Source organism: Ectopseudomonas oleovorans (genome assembly GCF_029845265.1).
In the GTDB taxonomy this organism is placed as follows: domain Bacteria; phylum Pseudomonadota; class Gammaproteobacteria; order Pseudomonadales; family Pseudomonadaceae; genus Aquipseudomonas; species Aquipseudomonas oleovorans.
In genome coordinates this window covers 68,412-87,617 of sequence record NZ_JAOCLK010000006.1, presented here as the reverse complement: position 1 = coordinate 87,617, position 19,206 = coordinate 68,412, and the positions used below count along the sequence as shown (strand labels likewise).

At 63.4% G+C, this 19,206-nt stretch carries 12 protein-coding genes and 3 pseudogenes; 6 read left to right on the top strand and 9 right to left on the bottom strand.

The genetic code is table 11. From position 1 onward, the window contains the following. Positions 1-80: 80 nt before the first annotated feature. Entirely contained in the window at positions 81-2,147 is a 2,067-nt protein-coding gene (locus N5J71_RS04905; RefSeq protein WP_279916428.1) for an LTA synthase family protein, read from the bottom strand. Between the two features lie 165 nt (positions 2,148-2,312). Between N5J71_RS04905 and N5J71_RS04900 the strand changes: the two genes are divergently transcribed. Together N5J71_RS04900 and N5J71_RS04895 are read left to right on the top strand one after the other, a co-directional pair. Next, positions 2,313-4,244, top strand: a complete 1,932-nt coding sequence (locus tag N5J71_RS04900) for a putative nucleotidyltransferase substrate binding domain-containing protein (RefSeq protein ID WP_074855410.1) — start codon at positions 2,313-2,315, stop codon at positions 4,242-4,244. Continuing rightward, positions 4,241-4,942, top strand: a complete 702-nt coding sequence (locus N5J71_RS04895) for a 3'-5' exonuclease (RefSeq protein WP_074855409.1) — start codon at positions 4,241-4,243, stop codon at positions 4,940-4,942. The genes N5J71_RS04900 and N5J71_RS04895 overlap by 4 nt, the downstream gene beginning before the upstream one ends. A gap of 269 nt (positions 4,943-5,211) precedes the next feature. On the opposite strand, the gene trhP is transcribed toward N5J71_RS04895, so the two are convergent. The 4 genes from trhP to N5J71_RS04875 form a co-directional block, all read right to left on the bottom strand. Further along, positions 5,212-6,519, bottom strand: coding sequence for a prephenate-dependent tRNA uridine(34) hydroxylase TrhP (trhP, locus tag N5J71_RS04890; RefSeq protein WP_074855408.1), 1,308 nt, complete (start codon positions 6,517-6,519; stop codon positions 5,212-5,214). 164 nt (positions 6,520-6,683) lie between these two features. Beyond that, positions 6,684-7,190: a hypothetical protein gene (locus N5J71_RS04885; protein WP_003463855.1), complete on the bottom strand. Its 507-nt coding sequence runs from the start codon at positions 7,188-7,190 to the stop codon at positions 6,684-6,686. A 91-nt stretch (positions 7,191-7,281) separates the two neighbouring features. Further along, entirely contained in the window at positions 7,282-9,051 is a 1,770-nt protein-coding gene (locus tag N5J71_RS04880; protein ID WP_003463857.1) for a sodium:solute symporter family protein, read from the bottom strand. A 6-nt stretch (positions 9,052-9,057) separates the two neighbouring features. Next, complete coding sequence (locus tag N5J71_RS04875; protein ID WP_003463859.1) at positions 9,058-9,318, bottom strand: DUF4212 domain-containing protein; 261 nt, start codon at positions 9,316-9,318, stop codon at positions 9,058-9,060. Between the two features lie 220 nt (positions 9,319-9,538). Between N5J71_RS04875 and N5J71_RS04870 the strand changes: the two genes are divergently transcribed. Further along, positions 9,539-9,937, top strand: a complete 399-nt coding sequence (locus tag N5J71_RS04870) for a TonB-dependent receptor domain-containing protein (RefSeq protein ID WP_003463861.1) — start codon at positions 9,539-9,541, stop codon at positions 9,935-9,937. A 192-nt stretch (positions 9,938-10,129) separates the two neighbouring features. Here N5J71_RS04870 and creD read toward each other — a convergent pair. Further along, positions 10,130-11,178 (bottom strand): annotated as a pseudogene (gene creD, locus N5J71_RS04865) (cell envelope integrity protein CreD); the annotation flags it as partial. A gap of 175 nt (positions 11,179-11,353) precedes the next feature. On the opposite strand from creD, the gene N5J71_RS04860 reads away from it, so the two are divergent. The 3 genes from N5J71_RS04860 to N5J71_RS04850 all read left to right on the top strand — a co-directional run bounded on the left by N5J71_RS04860 (position 11,354) and on the right by N5J71_RS04850 (position 15,953). Then, complete coding sequence (locus tag N5J71_RS04860; RefSeq protein WP_279916427.1) at positions 11,354-12,985, top strand: VRR-NUC domain-containing protein; 1,632 nt, start codon at positions 11,354-11,356, stop codon at positions 12,983-12,985. Next, positions 12,982-15,282 carry an ATP-dependent DNA helicase gene (locus N5J71_RS04855; RefSeq protein ID WP_279916426.1) on the top strand — a complete coding sequence of 767 codons (2,301 nt, stop codon included), beginning with the start codon at positions 12,982-12,984 and terminating at the stop codon, positions 15,280-15,282. The genes N5J71_RS04860 and N5J71_RS04855 overlap by 4 nt, the downstream gene beginning before the upstream one ends. A gap of 290 nt (positions 15,283-15,572) precedes the next feature. Next, positions 15,573-15,953: a hypothetical protein gene (locus N5J71_RS04850; RefSeq protein ID WP_125874017.1), complete on the top strand. Its 381-nt coding sequence runs from the start codon at positions 15,573-15,575 to the stop codon at positions 15,951-15,953. A gap of 403 nt (positions 15,954-16,356) precedes the next feature. On the opposite strand, the pseudogene creC reads toward N5J71_RS04850, so the two are convergent. From creC to N5J71_RS04835, 3 genes and pseudogenes are all read right to left on the bottom strand, one after another. Beyond that, positions 16,357-17,776 (bottom strand): annotated as a pseudogene (gene creC, locus N5J71_RS04845) (two-component system sensor histidine kinase CreC). Positions 17,777-17,795: 19 nt separating this feature from the next. Further along, positions 17,796-18,425: pseudogene (gene creB / locus N5J71_RS04840) on the bottom strand (two-component system response regulator CreB); the annotation flags it as partial. 248 nt (positions 18,426-18,673) lie between these two features. Beyond that, positions 18,674-19,114 carry a CBS domain-containing protein gene (locus N5J71_RS04835; RefSeq protein WP_003463876.1) on the bottom strand — a complete coding sequence of 147 codons (441 nt, stop codon included), beginning with the start codon at positions 19,112-19,114 and terminating at the stop codon, positions 18,674-18,676. Positions 19,115-19,206 lie beyond the last annotated feature (92 nt).

Genomic DNA, 19,206 nt, shown 5'->3' with positions numbered 1-19,206 from the left:
TTTTATGGGGAGTGTCGCGGCTAAAGCCCCTCCCACAGGGCACTCAACTTTGTGGGAGGGGCTTTAGCCGCGACAGACAACTAGCGCGTGGCCTGCGCTGCCTTGTCCTCCGTCACGCCGGTGGTATTGCTCAGCAGGCTGGCGGTGGCAGTCTGCACGAAGGCCGACAGTTTGCGCTCCAGATCACTGCGCCGCTGCGCATCGTCGATCACTTCGCCGCGCGCATCATGGCCCAGCTGGTAGCGATACAGGCGCGCATCACGGTCACGCGGTTTGACCAGGATGTTGTCACCGGTCACCAAACCCACGGTCTGGTCGCTCCCGGACGGTTTGATCACCGCCACGCCGGCATCGCCCTCTGGCAGCGCCAGCAGGTCGCGGCCCCAGCATTGCTGCTGCACCGGCTGACCGAGGCGGCCCATGATGGTCGGCACCACGTCGATCTGGCTGCCAACGGTGTCGCGGTTATTGCCGAAGGTTTCCTGCACGCCGGGGCCAATCAGCAGCAGCGGGATGCTGAAGCGCGACAGGTCCATCTCGGTGATCTGCTCGTCGTTGCCGAAGCCATGGTCACCCAGCACCACGAACAGGGTGTCCTTGAAGTAGGGCTCCTGGCGCGCCTTGGCGAAGAACTGGCCGAGCGCCCAGTCGGCGTAGCGCATGGCAGTCAGGTGTTCGTCCAGTGAACCGTGGCCGGTGACGCGCTCGACCGGCAGGTCTTCCGGCAGCGCGTAAGGCGTGTGGTTGGACAGCGTCTGCAGCAGTGCATAGAACGGCTTGCCCTGGCTGCCGAGCTTGGTCAGCTCGTCGGCACCGCGGCTGAACATGTCCTGGTCGGACACGCCCCAGGTCGGGTCGATGAAGACCGGGTCGACGAAATCGTCGCGGCCGACGAAGTTGCGCATGCCCTGGTTGGCGAAGAAGCCGGACTGGTTATCCCAGGCGAAGCTGCCGTTGTACACGTACACATCGTCATAACCACGGGCACTGAGCAACTGCGGCAGGCCGGAGAACTGGTGGCCACCTTCGGGCATGCGCATCAGGTATTCGAACGCCGGCAGGTTGGGGAAGCAGGCCATGGTGGCGAACATGCCCTGGTGGGTGTGGGTGCCGTTGGAGAACACGCGCTGGAACAGCAGCCCCTCCTTGGCCAGGGCATCGAAGTTGGGGGTAATGCCGTCCTGGTTGCCCATGGCGCCGATGTAACGGCCGGCCATGCTCTCAATGAGAATGACCACCACGTTGCGCACCTGCGGCAGTTGGCCTTCGGCCGGTGGCGTGTATACGCGGCGCACGGCGGCCAGGTCGGCATCGAGCAACTGATCGCGTGGGGTCAGCAGCAGGTCGCGGGTGATCTGCCGCGCTTCGTCAGCCGGCAGGGTGGCCTTCCAGCTGTTGTCGCGGTGATCGGAGAAGAAGTTCTCGGCGGCATCGACCAGGGTCAGACTGCCGTTGAGGCCCAGGTGATTGGCGAACATCGAATCGGTGGTGTAGGCGTCGCCCCAGCGCAGCGGCGGGCCGGAGCGCAGGGTGCCACGCGCAGCGACCACGCAGACCAGCAGAAACAGCACGAACACGGCGATGCGAGCCGGCCAGCGCGGCGGCGCAGCATGCCCGCGCGCACGCGTGGCGCGCTCGATACAGCGGAACAGCCAGGCCAGCAGCAGCGTGGCCAGGGCCCAGGCCAGCAGCAGGCGCAACACCGGGAAACCGTTCCAGATCATGCTGGTGACGGTGCCCAGGTCCTCCTGCATGTACTGGAACACCAGACTGTTCAGGCGCTGATGGAATTCGCGGTAGAAATTCAGCTCGACCACGGCAAAAAACAGACACAGGCTGGTGACGACGGTCAGCCAGGCTACATGCAGACGCCGCGCGCGCATCGCAGTCACACTCAGCAGCGACAGACTCAGCGGAATGCACAGGTAGACGACCAGACGCAGGTCGAAGCGCGCGCCATTGACGAAGGCCTCGGCGAAGGTGCTGACCGATGTATCGGCGATCAGCGCCTGGTTGTAGGCCAGCAAGCCCAGCCGAGCCAGGGCGAAAAGCAGCAGCATGCACAGCGCGCTGCCGAGGATGAAAGCCAGGTGACTACCAACACTGACCTGCGCCGCCTTGCGGGCAGCTGGTACGGATGACTGCATGGATGTGCCTTGCTCTTTATGGCATAGGAGGGCCGGTGCAGCTTGCCTGAGTGCAGGTCAAAATTTCGTCAAAACTGCGTTGTCTGCACCCTACTTAGGTGCAATGGGCAAGCCGGCCAGCCAGGGCCACACTGACAGCATCCCGAAACTGCGAGGCGCACGCCCATGAGCAAGGCCGACGCGATGGCCGATGCGGGCAAGACAGCGGTGCTGCAGAACATCCACGGCACCATGGAGTTCCTGCAGAAGTTTCCGCCCTTCAACCAGATGGACACCGCCCACCTGGCGTTTCTGGTCGAGCACTGCCAGCTGCGCTTCTATGCCGAGGGCGACTCGATCATCAAACCCAGCGATGGCCCGGTCGAGCACTTCTACATCGTCAAACAGGGCCGCGTGCACGGTGAGCGCCCACACAGCGCCCGGCGCGGTACGGAAACTACCTTCGAGATCACCGCCGGCGAGTGCTTCCCCCTGGCGGCGCTGATCGGCGAACGCGCCACGCGTACCGAGCACCTGGCCGCCGAGGACACCTTCTGCCTGCTGTTGGCCAAACACGCCTTCATCAAGCTGTTCGCCGTTTCCAACCCGCTGCGCGACTTCGCCCTGCGCGGGGTCAGCAGCCTGCTCGATCAGGTCAACCAGCAGGTACAGCTGCGCGCGGTGGAAACCCTCGGCGCGCAATACTCGCTGGACACCCGTCTGGGCGAACTGGCCATGCGCCAACCCATCGGCTGCGCGCCCGACACGCCTGTTCGCGATGCCGTGCGGCTGATGCACGAGCAGCACGTGGGCAGCATCGTGGTGCTTGATCCGGCCGACAAACCGCTGGGCATATTCACCCTGCGCGACCTGCGCCGGGTGGTCGCTGACGGCGTCGACCTGGCCCAGCCGATCAGCAACCTGATGACCCCCAGGCCCTTCCACCTGGCGCCGGACGCCAGCGCCTTTGACGCCGCCATCGCCATGACCGAGCGGCATATCGCTCACGTCTGCCTGGTGGAGCACGAAAAACTCTGCGGGGTGATTTCCGAGCGCGACCTGTTCAGCCTGCAGCGCGTCGACCTGGTGCATCTGGCACGCACCATCCGCCACGCCGGCAAAGTCGAGACCCTGGCCGGGCTGCGCAGCGACATCCGCCTGCTGGTCGACCGCATGCTCGCCCACGGCGCCAGCTCGACGCAGATCACCCATATCGTCACCCTGCTCAACGACCACACCGTATGCCGAGTGATCGAACTGACCCTCGAGGACATGGGCGATCCGGGCATACCCTTCACCTGGCTGTGCTTCGGCAGCGAAGGCCGCCGCGAGCAGACCCTGCACACCGATCAGGACAACGGCATTCTCTTCGAGGCCGAAAGCGCCAGCGAGTCTGCTGCCATCCGCGAGCGCCTGCTGCCGATCGCCCGCGAGATCAACCAGCGCCTGGCGCAGTGCGGCTTCACCCTGTGCAAGGGCAATATCATGGCCGGCAACCCCGAGCTGTGCCTGTCGCGCGAGGAGTGGTCGCGGCGCTTCGCCGGCTTCGTCCTCGAAGCCACGCCGGAAAATCTGCTGGGCTCGACCATCTATTTCGACCTGCGCGCGATCTGGGGCCCGGACGAAGGCTGCGAACAGCTACGCGAGGAGCTGCTCGGACGCATCGCCAACAACAGCCTGTTCCAGCGCATGATGGCGGAGAACGCCCTGCGCCACCGCCCGCCGGTTGGACGCTTCCGCGACTTCGTGGTGGCCCGTTCGGGCGCCGACAAGGACACTCTCGACCTCAAGGTGCAGGGCCTGACGCCCTTCGTCGACGGCGCCCGTTTGCTCGCGTTGGCCAACGGCATCAGTGCGGTCGGCACCCTGGAGCGCCTGCGCGCGCTGATCACCAAGGGCGTGATCGAGGCCCTGGACGGCGCCGCCTATGAAGAGGCCTACCACTTCATTCAGCAGACGCGCATGCAGCAGCATCAACTGCAGGCACGCGACGAGCTGCCCTACTCCAATCGGGTCGACCCCGACCACCTCAACCACCTGGACCGGCGTATTCTGCGCGAGTCGTTCCGCCAGGCGCAGCGCCTGCAGAGCAGCCTGGCCATGAGGTATCAGTTATGAGCAAGTTCACCTGGTTCACCGGCCGCGGTCCGGCCCTGACCCAGCAGCAGTTGCAGCGCCGCGAGGCCTTGAGCGCCCCGGCGCTGTTCGACGAACGTCCGCTGCACCAGCAGCGCTTCGTCGTCCTCGACCTGGAAACCACCGGGCTGAACATGCGCCGTGATCAGGTGCTGGCCATCGGCGCGGTGGTGATCGACAACGGCGCCATCAATTTCGCCGAACAGTTCGAATGCACCCTGCACCGCCCCGACCATCAGGCCAGCGCCAGCACGCTGATCCATGGCATCGCGCCCAGCGCAGTGGCCCGGGGTGTGGAACCGGCTGAGGCGCTGCTGGATTTCATGGAGTTCGTCGGCAGCAGCCCGCTGCTGGCCTTTCATGCCGAATTCGACCAGCGCATGCTGGCTCGCGCACTGCGCCAAAGCCTGGGCTATCGCCTGCAGCACCATTTCTTCGATGTCGCCGAAATCGCCCCGCTGCTGTGCCCGCAAGCGCGCATTCGTCAGGGCGGGCTCGATGACTGGGTCGCCGAATTCGGCCTGCAGGTGCACCAGCGCCACAACGCCAGTGCCGATGCGCTGGTGACCGCTGAACTGGCGCTGATGCTGTTCAGCAAGGCGCGCCGTCAGGGCATCGACAGTCTTTGCGATCTAGAGCGCCAACTGGCCAGCCAACGCCGGCGTCAACACGCCATGTAAACAGACGCCACGTCGGCTCGTAGGGGGGATCGGGGCGCGTAGTCGACGCTCTTTTCATCCACCTCGAGGGCAACAAACCTGGTGAATGGGTGAAGCGTCATCCACCCTACGAAGCTTATCCACAACTTCAAGGTGCGCACAGCGCACCCTACGGACTGGCCAGCCGGCGTCGGCGTCGGCAGGCCATATACAGCACATCGCCCGCAAGCGGGCTCCCACGACGCAATCCCCCGTAGGAGCCGGCTTGCCGGCGATCCATCTTGGCCGCTCTACAGATCGCGCATCAGCAATCCATAATCCAACCCCACTTCCGCCGGCAACGGCAGGTACAGCACGTGACCGTCCCCCGGCGCCACCTGCTGCGCCTGGCCCTGCGCGTTCTGCAGGTGTTCCAACGTGAAACGCAGATTGCCCTGCGGCGTCATCAGCTCCAGGCCGTCACCCACGGCGAAGCGGTTCTTCACCCGCACCTCGACCAGCTCGCCACGGCGCTCGCCGGTGAGCTCGCCAACGAACTGCTGGCGCTCCGCGACCGAGCTGCCGCGCTCGTAATTCTGGTATTCGTCGTGCACATGACGACGCAGAAAGCCTTCGGTGTAACCGCGATGCGCCAATGACTCCAGGCTGCCCAGCAGGCTCGGGTCGAATGGCTTTCCGGCCAGGGCATCGTCGATGGCTCGGCGGTAGACCTGCGCCGTGCGCGCCACGTAGAAATGGCTCTTGGTGCGCCCCTCGATCTTTAGCGAATGCACGCCCATGCGCACCAGGCGCTCGACGTGCTGCACCGCGCGCAAGTCCTTGGAGTTCATGATGTAAGTACCGTGCTCGTCCTCGAAGGCGGCCATTTCCTCGCCCGGCCGGCCGGCCTCTTCGAGCACGAAGGCTTGCGCAGTCGGCGCACCCTGGCCAAGCGTCGGCTCGACCACGCGGACGATCTCACCCAGCTCGTTCTCGGTCGCGGGCGTGGCCTGGTATTGCCAGCGGCAGGCGTTGGTGCAGGTGCCCTGGTTGGGGTCGCGGCGATTGATGTAGCCCGACAACAGGCAACGCCCGGAATAGGCCATGCACAACGCGCCATGGACGAACACCTCCAGCTCCATGTCCGGTACCTGACTGCGGATTTCCTCGATCTCTTCCAGCGCCAGCTCGCGCGAGAGGATCACCCGGCTCAGCCCCTGCTGACGCCAGAACTCGACACTGGCCCAGTTCACCGCGTTGGCCTGCACCGAGAGGTGAATCGGCACCTGCGGATAGTGCTGACGCACCAGCATGATCAGGCCCGGGTCGGACATGATCAGCGCATCGGGCGCCATCTCGATCACCGGCGCCAGATCCTTGAGGAAGGTCCTGAGCTTGGCATTGTGCGGGGCGATGTTGACCACCACATAGAACTGCTTGCCCTGCGCATGTGCCTCGGCGATGCCCAGGGCCAGGTTGGCGTGGTCGAACTCGTTATTGCGCACGCGCAGGCTGTAACGCGGCTGCCCGGCATACACCGCATCGGCGCCGTAGGCGAAGGCATAACGCATGTTCTTCAGGGTGCCGGCTGGCGACAACAGCTCAGGGAAACGGGGCATGACCGCACGCTCGAAAATCAGGGGCTGGCGATTCTATGCAGGTGGCAGGCGTGGATATTGATCTGGGTCTATCGGGCGCGGAGAAGCACCTGGTGGGTTAAATGGATCAGGCGGTCGCGTAGGGTGCGCCGTGCGCACCACTGCCGCGACACAAGAATGGCGGGCTAGCGACACACTTGGCGGTACAGCGCGTCGTCCTTGTCGATGCGCTTGAGCTGGGCAAGCTGAGGCTGTTTCTTCTCGTCCAGCGGCAGCAACTCGCCAGTTGTGCAATTGAGCAGATGAGCGCGGTGCGATACGTGGTCGATGTGCTGCTTCTCGAAACGATAGAGCATGAACTCGGCCACTTGCGCGTCCGCCACCTGCTCGCGCACGACGCTCTTGCTGTCGAGCACGGTGAACGCGGTGACCATCGGCACGAAGTAGCTCCACGGGCGCCAGAACACATGACCCGCCTCGGTCGCAACGACGACCGATTCCGCGGGCTGACGTGCCTGCTGATGCTCGAACCAGGAGTACTCGTAGAACACCTGATAGCCCAGCATCCCCAGACCACCAAACAGTGGCACGATCCACCGCGGCAGCTTGTTGCGCGTCAATTTGCGTAGCAGCAGAGCGATACCGGCAGCGCCGAGCCCCGCGACCACGATGGCAAGCAAAGTCCACAACATATGACTGTTCCCGAAAAAAGACGGGCCTCCACTGGAGGCCCGTCTGTCAGACCCTGGACCATCGGAAGATGGCCTCAGGCCAGGATTATGCTTAGTGGTTCAGAGCGGCACCAGCACCTTTGGGGGTACGCACGCTTTCCACCAGGTCCTGGATTTCCTGCGGTGGGGCAGCAGTGACGCTCGACACCGCGTAAGCCACGGCGAAGTTGATCAGCGCACCAACGGAACCGAAGGAAGCCGGGGAGATACCCATGAACCACTGGTCCGGAGTGTTGGGCAGCATGTTGGTCTCCGGAATGAAGAACCAGCCCAGGTAGGTGAAGATGTACAGCAGGGTGACCACCAGACCGGCAACCATACCGCAGATCGCGCCCTTGTCGTTCATGCGCTTGGAGAAGATCCCCATCATCAGCACCGGGAACAGGGTCGCCGCCGCGATACCGAAGGCCAATGCCACCACCTGCGCGGCGAATCCGGGTGGATTCAAGCCCAGGTAGGTCGCCAGCAGGATCGCTGCAGCCATCGACAGCCGCGCTGCCAACATCTCGTTCTTCTCGCTGATCTTCGGATTGATCAAGGTCTTGATCAGGTCATGACTGATCGCCGAAGAAATCGCCAGCAACAAACCAGCCGCCGTCGATAGCGCCGCTGCAATTGCACCGGCCGCGATAAGACCGATTACCCAGCCAGGCAGGTTGGCAATCTCCGGGTTGGCCAGAACCAGGATGTCGTTGTTCACGGTCAGCTCGTTACCGTTCCAGCCACGCTCCTGAGCGGTCGCGGTGAAGGCCGGTGCAGCATCGTTGTACATCTGGATGCGGCCGTCACCGTTCTTGTCTTCCCACTTGATCAGGCCGGTCTGTTCCCAGGTCTTGACCCACTCAGGACGCTCTTCATAGGACAGAGCCGGGGCGGAAGCGCCTTCCGGATAAATAGTGGTCATCAGGTTCAGGCGCGCCATCGAGGCAACGGCCGGAGCGGTGAGGTACAGCATGGCGATGAAGATCAGGGTCCAGCCAGCGGACCAGCGCGCATCGGCTACCTTCGGTACGGTGAAGAAGCGAATGATCACGTGCGGCAGACCGGCAGTACCGATCATCAGCGACAGGGTGAACAGCACCATGTTCAGCTTGTTGTCGACATCCGCGGTGTAGGCAGCGAAGCCCAGGTCACGCACCACTTCATCGAGTTTCTGCAGCAGCGGCACGCCGGACTCGACGTGGTCACCGAACAGGCCCAGCGGCGGGATCGGGTTACCGGTCAGCTGCAGGGAGATAAAGATGGCCGGGATGGTGTAGGCCACGATCAGTACCACGTACTGAGCGACCTGGGTGTAGGTGATGCCCTTCATGCCACCGAATACGGCGTAGGCGAAGACCACCGCCGCAGCGATCCAGATACCAGTGGAGTTGCTCACTTCGAGGAAGCGCGAGAAGGCAACACCGGCACCGGCCATCTGGCCGATCACGTAGGTCACGGAGATGATCACCAGGCAGATCACCGCAGTCAGGCGTGCGCCTCGACTGTAGAAGCGATCACCGATGAAATCCGGCACGGTGAACTTGCCGAACTTGCGCAGGTACGGTGCCAGCAGCATCGCCAGCAGCACGTAGCCACCGGTCCAGCCCATGAGGAAGGTGGAGTTGGCATAACCACCGGCGGCAATCAGGCCCGCCATGGAAATGAAGGAAGCAGCGGACATCCAGTCAGCGGCCGTCGCCATGCCGTTGGTGATCGGATGCACACCACCGCCAGCGACGTAGAACTCCTTGGTGGAGCCGGCACGCGCCCAGATGGCGATGCCGATATAGAGCACGAAGGACGCCCCTACGAACAACATGTTGATAACGAACTGGCTCATGACCACTTACTCCTCAACGCCAAATTCTTTATCAAGTTTGTTCAGTCTCCACGCGTAGTGAAAAATGAGCCCGATAAAGAAGAGGATTGAGCCTTGCTGGGCGAACCAGAATCCGAGGTCGGAACCGCCAACGGAGATTCCCGCGACCATCGGACGCAGGATCATGGCGAATCCGTAGGAAACCAGCGCCCAGACAATCAGGCTCCAGGTGATGAGCCGCACATTGGCCTTCCAATAGGCCGCGGCATTGCTTTGTTCAGAAGTCATAGACGCCTCCGGTTATTGTTATTCTGATGCATCTTCAAGCTAGCAGCAGGCCAGCACCTACCGACAGCTAGACATTGGTATTAGCAGGCTGCTGAACACCCCCCCCGGCACTGGCCCCCTGCCCCATGCAGTTGTTGCCCGAACCATCAACGGCCTGCCAGAACTGTAGAAGAAAAGTGGCGTTTTCAAAGGTGACCGGCAACATCACCCCGCATGGCGGGTGATCGGCGGCTATGCCTATGTCGACGCCGAAGTGACCGAAAGCACCACGACCACCATACCGGTGGGCTCGCGCCTGGCCAACGTGCCACGGCATAGCTTCAACCTGCTCGACACCTACGAGTTCGACAGCGGCGCACTGGCCGGCCTGGGCCTGGGCGTTGGTCTGAAATATGTCAGCGAGCGTCAGGGCCAGGCCAGCAACAGCACCTTCGACATGGACGGCTACGGCCTGGTCGACCTGCTGGCCTACTACCCGCTGACCGAGAACGTGCGCCTGAACCTCAACCTCAACAACGTCTTCGACAAGCACTACGAGGAACGTCTGGAGCTATCCGGGCGAACCGCGCACCCTGCATGCGGGGATTTCGCTCAGCCTGTAAAAACGGGCGCCAGGTGAACCCGGTTCATCTGGCTTGCCACCTCGTCTCACCATGCAAGCACGCCTTCTGCCGCACCTCGGTATATAACCTCTGACAGGTCCGTTGTTGCGTCTGCCATTGACGAAACAATCCGGCAATCCGCCGCGCCAGCAGATGCCCGGCACGCGCCTCCTCGCGCAGACCGATATGCCCGCCCATGAGCGATACCACAGGCGCATAAAGCCCAGCGCCAGCAGCAGGCCGACCAGGGCGTACTGCATCGGATGCACGGCCAGGCGTTTGAGCACCTCGAAGAGGAAGAAGGTGGCGAAGGTCAGGGCGATGAACAGCAGCGCATATTTGATCGCGCGGTCGGTCTTCAGGTACTGATCCACCGGGTCGACAAAACTCACCCCGAAGTTGCGGCCGAATAGGCCCTGGCAACGCTCGGCGCCCACGCAGTCGCGCAATGCCTCTTCCAGGTTGGTGGCGAAGAAGCTGGTCTGCCACTCGGCGCTGAAGCCCTTGTCAGAGATTTCGCGGCGGCTCGGCAGGTATTCACCGACGAAGCTCGGGTGCGGCCAGTCGGAACTCAGCTTGACCCGGCTGTCGCGCCCGACCGGCACCACCGACAGTTGCTCGGTGCCCTGCAGCTTGAGGTCGAAGGCGAAGTCGAGCGTCTGCCCACTCTGCGCGTCCAGCGCAGGAAGCGGCGCATGCACGCCGGCACCGAAATTGTCGTCACCGCTGCCCGGCGCGAAGCTCTGGGTCTGGCCATTGAGGCGCAGTTGCAGGTCGTTGCTGATGCCACGGATATCGCTGATGCCGACCGAGAGGAAGGGTTTCTCGAAGCGGTAGAAACCGAGGTCGTCGCCCAGCCCCAGGCGCGCCGGCAGGCGGAATTGGCCGCTGACCTGGCTGTCGCTGCGATACAGGCGCGCTTCATAAATGCCGCGGGCACGCAATTCGGTGCCCACCTGACCTTCGAGCACGAAGCGCTCCGGCAGGAAGTACAGGCGACCACGCCGTTGACGCTTTTCGCTATAGCGCTCGCCGGTCTTTTCGTTGGTCTTCCATTCATGGGTGGTCTTGATGTAAGGCAACACCAGGGCCCGGTGATCTGCTGGCTGTAGCTGGAACTGCGGGTAATGCCCTGCATCACCTCATAGCGCAGGCCCTGGCGCTCATCGACCAGGCCATCGATCATCAACAGGGGAATCATCAGCAGCAGAATCAACAGGCCAATGGCGCCCAGCTTGAAACTCAGGGAACTGCTCATGGGTACGGCTCTCCGTAGCGAGTGAAGGTACGGCAGAGTCTGGGCAGCGATGATGGGAGGCGTGTGGGGCGCACGTGGAGATTGTGTGGAGAATGCGGGAGCGCTGTACGCCGATTTGTCATCCAGCAGCTCGGCGGCACTGGCATCTGTATAAAAAACCAGTAAAACTTCGCCCATGCTCAGCCTCGATGCCCCCGAACTCTATTACCTGGCCAACTTTCGCAAGGCCCTCGCCTGGCTCGACGCCCATCACCGTGACCTGATGGACGACGCCGAACGCGCCTTCGTTGCGGATTTCCCTCAGCTGCCCCTACCCGCCCAGGCGCTGCTGGTGCGCCTGGTGATGCGCAAGGGCGTGCACTTTCGCGTGAGTAAACTGCGCTATGCCGAGATCGGCGATATACCGAGCGCTGCCGCACCACTGCTGCAACGGGGCTGGCTGATCGACTGCGCCGCCCTGAACTTCGACGAACTCGGCGCCCTGCTGCTCAAGGACGAACTGGCCGCGCATTTCGCCGCCGACCTGCCGCGCGGGACGTTGAAGAAAAGCGAAGTGCTCGACCATCTGCGCGAATTGCACAGCGAACCCCGCAGCCTGGCGGACTGGTGCCCAAATCTGGACGAGCGCCTGCTGAGCCTGGCCATCGGCCCACTGTGTGACCGCCTGCGCCTGATGTTCTTCGGCAACCTGGCGCAGGACTGGTCGGAATTCGTGCTCGCCGACCTGGGCATCTTCCGTTACGAACAGGTGCCGATCACCCCAGGTTCGCGCGGTTTTCGCAGCCGCCAGGATGTGGACGACTACCTGCACCTGCGCGCCTGCCGCGAGGCCTTCGAGGCCGGCATGGCGGTCACCGAGGTGCTGCAGCAGCTCGGCGATTTCTGCAGCGACAGCGCGCATATCGGCGAACGCCACCAGCGCCTGCTGCTGCAACTGGCGCAGCATCTGGAACGCGCCGGTAAACTGGACTCAGCGCTTGCGCTATATCGCGACACCCGCGCGGTGGGCTCACGGCAACGGCAGATCCGCGTGCTGGAGCGCCTGGGCCAAGATGCCGAAGCATTAGCGCTGGCCGAACAGGTGATCGCGGCGCCGTACAACGCCGAAGAGGCGCAACTGGCCGAACGAGCCCGCACACGTCTGCGCAAACGCCTCGGCCTGCCGCCAACGGCCAAGGCGGCGAAGCTGATCGAGGATCGCCTCGACCTGCGCCTGCCGCGCGCCGCTAGCGTCGAGCTGGCCGTAGCCATGCACCTGGCCGAACCCGATGCACCGGTGCATTACGTGGAGAACACGCTGATCTGCGGGCTGTTCGGCCTGCTCTGCTGGGAGGCGATCTTCGCCCCGCTGCCTGGCGCCTTCTTCCACCCCTTCCACACCGGCCCGGTGGATCTGCACCGCGCCGACTTTCACGCCCGTCGCAGCGAGCTGTTCAGCGCCTGCCTGGCGCGCCTGGAGGACGGCAGCTACATCGAGGCCATGCGCCGCACGCACGCCGAGAAGTTCGGCATTCAGTCGCCCTTCGTGTTCTGGGAACTGCTCGATACCGAGCGACTGGAGCAGGCGCTGGCCTGCCTGCCACCGGCGCACCTGGGCGCCTGGTTCCGCCGCCTGCTGGCCGATATCCGCGAGAACCGCGCCGGCATGCCTGACCTGATCCAGTTCTGGCCGGCCGAGGGCCGCTACCGAATGATCGAGGTGAAAGGCCCGGGCGACCGCCTGCAGGACAACCAGAAACGCTGGCTGGCCTTCTGCGCCGAGCACCGCATGCCGGTCAGCGTGTGCTACGTGGAGTGGAGCGATTGAGCCTGCGTATCGCCGTGCGCGAGCTGTGCGAGTTCACCGCCAAGGAAGGTGACCTCGACCTGCGCTTCACCCCCTCGCCCACCGCGCAGGAAGGCATGGCCGGGCACGCCACGGTGGTGGCCCGGCGCGGCCCGGATTATGTCTCCGAGCTGCCACTGATCGGCCAGTTCGAGGGGCTGACGGTCAGCGGCCGCGCCGATGGCTTCGACCCCGAGTTTCGCCTGCTGGAAGAGATCAAGACCCATCGTGGCGACATCTCGCGCATCCCGGCCAACCACCGCCTGCTGCACTGGGCGCAGGTGAAGATCTACGGCTGGCTGCTATGCCAGGAGCTGGGCTTCGATGAACTGGATCTGGCGGTGGTGTACTTCAACGTCATGACTCAGCAGGAAACAGTGTTCCGCGAGCGCCATAGCGCCGCCTCACTGGGCGAGTTCTTCGCCCTGCACTGCCGCCGTTACATCGAATGGGCGCGGCAGGAGCAGGCGCATCAGCAAGCACGCAATCAGGCATTGGACGCGCTGGAGTTCCCCTACGGCGAATTTCGCCATGGCCAACGGCAACTGGCAGAAGCCGTGTACCGCGCCGCGCGCGACGGCCACTACCTGCTGGCGCAGGCCACCACCGGCATCGGCAAAACCCTCGGCACCCTGTTCCCGCAGCTCAAGGCCATGCCTGGCCAGCAGCTCGACCGCCTGTTCTTCCTCAGCGCCAAGACGCCAGGCCGGCGCCTGGCACTGGATGCCCTGCAACGCCTGCGCGAACCCGACACGCCGCTACGCGTGCTGGAACACGTGGCCCGTGACAAGGCCTGCGAACACCCGAGCAAGGCCTGCCATGGCGACTCCTGCCCGCTGGCCAAGGGCTTCTACGACCGCCTGCCGGCAGCACGCAGCGCGGCGCTGAAGGAACGCTGGCTGGATCAGCAAGCCGTGCGCAATATCGCCATCGCCCATGGCGTGTGCCCCTACTACCTGAGCCAGGAGCTGTGTCGCTGGAGCGACGTGGTGGTGGGCGACTACAACTACTACTTCGACCTCGGCGCCCTGCTACACAGCCTCACCCTGATCAACCAGTGGCGCGTCTGCCTGCTGGTGGACGAAGCGCACAACCTGGTGGAGCGCGGACGCGGCATGTACAGCGCCGAGCTGGATCAGGCGCGCTTCAAGGCCATGTGCCGCGATGCGCCGAAGCGTCTGAAAAGCGTGCTGGAACGGGTCGACCGCCACTGGGATCAACTGCACCGCGAGCAAGAGGTGCCCTATCAGGTCTACCCGCTGGCGCCGGACTTGCTGCTTGCCGCGCTGGGCAAGGCGGTCAGCGCCATCACCGACCTGCTTACCGACCAGCCCGAAGGCAATGGCGGTGAACTGCTCAGCTTTTATATGGACGCCATGCTGTTCTGCCGGCTGGCGGAAAGCTTCGGCCCGCACTCGCTGTTCGATATCAATCGCATCGAGGCGGGTAATGGTCGCAGCTACTCGACCCTGTGCATCCGCAATATCCTGCCGGCGCCCTTTCTCGGCCCACGCTTCGCGGACGCCCACAGCGCCACGCTGTTCTCCGCCACCCTCAGCCCCAGCCACTACTACCTCGACCTGCTCGGCCTGCCGGAAGAGACCCAGTGCCTGGACGTCGCCTCACCATTCAGCGCCGAGCAACTGCACGTGCAGGTGGTGCGTAACCTGTCCACCCGCTACCAGCACCGCGACGCCTCGCTGGCGCCGATCTGCCAGTTGATGGCGCGCCAATACGCCGAACGCCCCGGCAACTACCTGGCCTTCTTCAGCAGCTATCAGTACCTGGAACAGGTGCTACAGGAGCTGCGCCGCGATCACCCGCAGATACCGGTGTGGACGCAATCCCGGCAGATGGACGAAGCGGCGCGCCAGGGCTTTATCGAGCGTTTTCAGATCGGTGGGCGCGGCATCGGCTTCGCCGTGCTCGGTGGCGTATTCGGCGAAGGCGTGGACCTGCCCGGCGAACGCTTGATCGGCGCCTTCGTCGCCACCCTCGGCCTGGCCCAGCTCAACCCGATCAACGAAGAAATCCGCCAGCGCATGGACACCCTGTTCGGCAACGGCTACGACTACACCTACCTGTACCCCGGCCTGCAAAAGGTCGTACAAGCCGCCGGCCGGGTGATCCGCACCCCAGAAGACCAGGGCGTGCTCTACCTGATCGACGACCGCTTCGCCCGCCCCGAAGTCCGCCGCTTGCTGCCGAGCTGGTGGCAAGTTGAACTGCTGCGCTTGCCATACAAAACACCCACACCCGAGCCGCAACCCGACCTGTAGGATCGGGTGGGCGGCATTCCGTTTTAGCCGCGATCATCACCGCCAGAGAACCGTAGCCAGGGCTGAGCGAAGCAATACCCGGGAGGATCGTGAGCGTCAGCACGCCACGACTGAATACGAGTTGCCAGCGGTTATCCGACATGGTGTATAACCTGCCAAACACCCCACCGCCTCGCTGCAGGCCGCGAGATAGAGAAGGATTTCGAAAATGACCAGAAAGGTTATCCACCAAAACCACCCGCAGGTTATGCGCCATTTGGTGTCTATTTATAGTTAGGCTATTTCAAAGCATGAGTATGATTGCTCGCATCACCGTAGCCCTTATCCTAGTTATTGTTATAGGTAGCATATATCTAAACTTCACAACGCCTCATACAGAAGAGCAGTCGTTTGACACCACCTTATGGAGTGAGCTCAAAAAAGAATCCATGTTAAACGACCCTGGCTGCGTTCGGGGCGGGATGGCTCTATCTCTAATACGAAATGAACGGTTAACTGGCCTTAAAAAACATGAGGTAGATAAACTTTTAGGAGAAGCTACAACACCTTCAACTACTAATGAATTTCGCTATAGCCTCGGTCAGTGCCATTGGGACTGGAAACACAGCTCTATGGTAGTGCGCTTCAATGCCAGCGATGTTGTAACAAGTACATTTATCGAAGTTGAATAAATTACTAAAATCAGTACAGAAACTAAATTACCAATCAGTCGGGGCACAGCGTCAGCGCTACACCGCCTAACAACTTATATGGACTCTCCCCACAAGTAGTGAGCAAAGCTTTGCCTTTGCACCTGTCGTCAGCGCGGTTGCATTCGTATATCCGGCCTGTTCTGAGCGCTAAGGAAGACATAGTGGCGTGGACAACGCGAAGCTTGTCCACCATGCCTGGATTGAGCGCAGCGAAAACAGGAACGTCGCGTTGCTACCCATCCTAAACAGCCGAGAAGTTTCGCGGCTGAAGCGGAGTGCCGCCCAGCCGCTCCTACAAAGGCTGACGCTCAGGCTGTTGAGGGAGGCGCTTTAGCGGCGAGTCGCGGCTAAAGCCCCTCCCACAAGGCAACAGCAGCGCTGCCTACGCGGGTAGTGTCAGACGTACTTCCACACCGCCTTCGACATTACCGATCTGCAACTCGCCACCATGCAGCTCGGCCACCTCCTGCACGAAGTTCAGGCCCAGGCCGGTGCTCTTGCGGCCGCCGTTGGGGCGCGGCAGGGAGTAGAAGCGCTCGGTCAGGCGTGCCAGCGCGTAGCCGGGGATGGCTTCGCCCTGGTTGAACAGACGCAGCGTCACGCGCTCGTCCTGGCGCTCGGCGGCGATGCGGATGCGCCCGCCTGGCGGAGTGAAGTCGAGGGCGTTGTCCAGCAGATTGGCCAGTGCCTGGCGCAGCAGGAAGCGCTCGCCGCGCAGCTCGATGCCGGTAGGCAGTGCCTGTTCGATCTGCAGATTGGCGGCGGTGATGCGTGCCTGCTGCGCCTGCAGCAGTTCGTCTACCAGCGCCGCCAGCGGCACGGCAACGCGCTCTTCCAGGCCCTGGCGCTGCTCCACCTGCGCCAGGTGCAGCAACCGCTCGATCAGGTTCTGCAGGCGTGCGCTTTCCTGCTGGATATTGGCCACGAAACGCTGGCGCTGCTCGGCCGGCATGTCGCCGTCGAGCAGTTCGGCGGCGCCGTGGATGGCGGCCAGCGGGCTCTTCAGTTCGTGGGTCAGGGTGTGCACGTAACGCTCGACGTAGGCCTTGCCTTCCAGCTCGGTGCGCATGCGCTCCACCGCCTTGGCCAGTTGCCCCAGTTCGCCGCCGCGCACAGTGGGCATTTCGGCGCGCTGCCCCTCGCTGACGGCCTGGGCGTAGCGAGTGAGCTTGCCCAGCGCCGCGCTGAGCCACCAGGACAGCGCTGCGCCAATCAGCAGGCCAAGGCCGATCAGCCCGGCGCCGAGCCAGCCAAGACGCGTTTGCGAGCGCTCGATATAGGGCTGCAGGGTGCGGTTAGGTTTGGCCACCGAGACCACGCCAATGATCTGCTCGCCATCCCTGATAGGTGCGGCGACATACATCACCGAAGAGTCGGGATCGTCCGGGTCTTCGCGGGTCGAGCGGGCGCCGTACTGGCTGCGCAGGGTCAGCAGCACATCGTTCCAGCGCGAATAATCCTGGCCGACCGCCAGGCCAGTGGAGTCGAGCAGGACGATGCCCTGGGCGTCGGTGACGTAGATGCGGTGGTTGACCTCGGCCTTGGTCAGCCCCCAGATGCTGGCCTGGGCTGGCGCCGGCCATAGGCCTCCAGTGCGTCGTTCAGGCGGCCCTCGCCGAGGGTGCCGGCCTTGACCTCGTCACGCAGGATCTCGGCCAGCAGGTTGGCGGTGTCGACCAGCGCCTCCTCGGTGCTCTGGCGTACACCGGGCGAATCTCGTCCATCACCGTGCTCAGCACGAACCAGCCGGCCAGGCCGACGAAGAGGAAGTAGACGAGGACGATGCGTACGCCAAGTGGCATGACTCAGGCCCCCCGCTTCGAAACTGTAGCCCAGGCCGCGATGCATCTGGATCGCCTCTTCGCGCGGGGCGATGGCGCGCAGTTTGGCGCGCACACTCTTGATATGGCTGTCGATGTTGCGCTCGTAGCCGGCCTCACTGGCCACGCCGAGGGCATCGAGCAATTGCTCGCGCGCATAGACCCGGCGTGGCTGGCCGAGCAGCGTGCGCAGCAGGCGAAATTCGTGGCGGGTCAGGCTCAGGGCCTGGCCATGGTAGTGAATGCGAAAGGCGGCATCATCGATCTGAAAGGTGCTCGGCGCGCTGGCTGCTGGTGCTTCACGCGGCGCCACGCGTTTGAGGATGGCCTTGACCCTGGCGGCGACCTCACGCGGGCTGAAGGGTTTGACCACGTAGTCGTCGGCGCCGATTTCCAGACCCACCACGCGGTCGATCTCCTCGCTGCGCGCGGTGAGGAAGATCACCGGTAGTTCGGAGAAGAGACGCAGGCGCTTGCACACTTCGAAGCCGCTGATATCGGGCAGGCCGACGTCGAGAATGGCCTGGTCGAAGGCGCCATTTTCCAGCAGCGTCAGCGCCTCGCCGCCCAGGCTCGACCAGTGCGTGACGAAGCCTTCAGCCTGCAGGGCATAGACCAGCGTATCGGCAATCGCGGCTTAGTCTTCGTCTACGAGTATCTGCGGCATCGGGCGTCCTGCACCTGTTGGGCAACAGCGGCAGACTGCCGGGGGCCGGATCATGCATCAAGCGGGCGATAGCGTAGGACTGGGGCAGCCCGTCAGGGGTGGTTGGCGGGTTGCACCCGCCCTACGCAACTGGCAAAACGGGAGGAGTCCATATACGGATGGAATCCGGGGGAGTGAACGGACGACTTCCCGGATTGCATTGGGCTACGCGCTCAGGGAATCTCGCCGCGGATGTACTGCTCCAGCTGACGGATCAGGTCGGCCTGTTCGGCAATGGTTTCCTTGACCAGGTCACCGATGGACAGCAGGCCAATCAGTTCGCCCTCGGCCAGCACCGGCAGGTGACGCAGGCGGCGCTCGGTCATCAGTTGCATGCAATATTGCAGATTGTCACGCGGGCTGACGCTGATCACCTCACGGGTCATGATCGTGTTGACCTTGGCATCCAGCATCGAGCGGTCGGCCAGTGCCGCCTTGCGCACGTAATCGCGCTCGCTGACGATGCCGACCATGCGTCCGCCGGAGAGCACCACGAGCGCACCAACGCCCTTTTCCGCCATGATGCGCAGCCCATCGAGCAGGGAGTCGTCCGCGTCGACGCTGTAGAGAAAGGTGTTGGACTTGGTTCTGAGCAGTTCGGCAACCGTTTTCATGCTGGGGGCTCCGCGTTGTTTGCAGTGTTTTTAGCAGAGTTGGCCAGCCAGGTCAGCCCGGTAATGTTCTACAAGCTGTTTATCGGCGACAG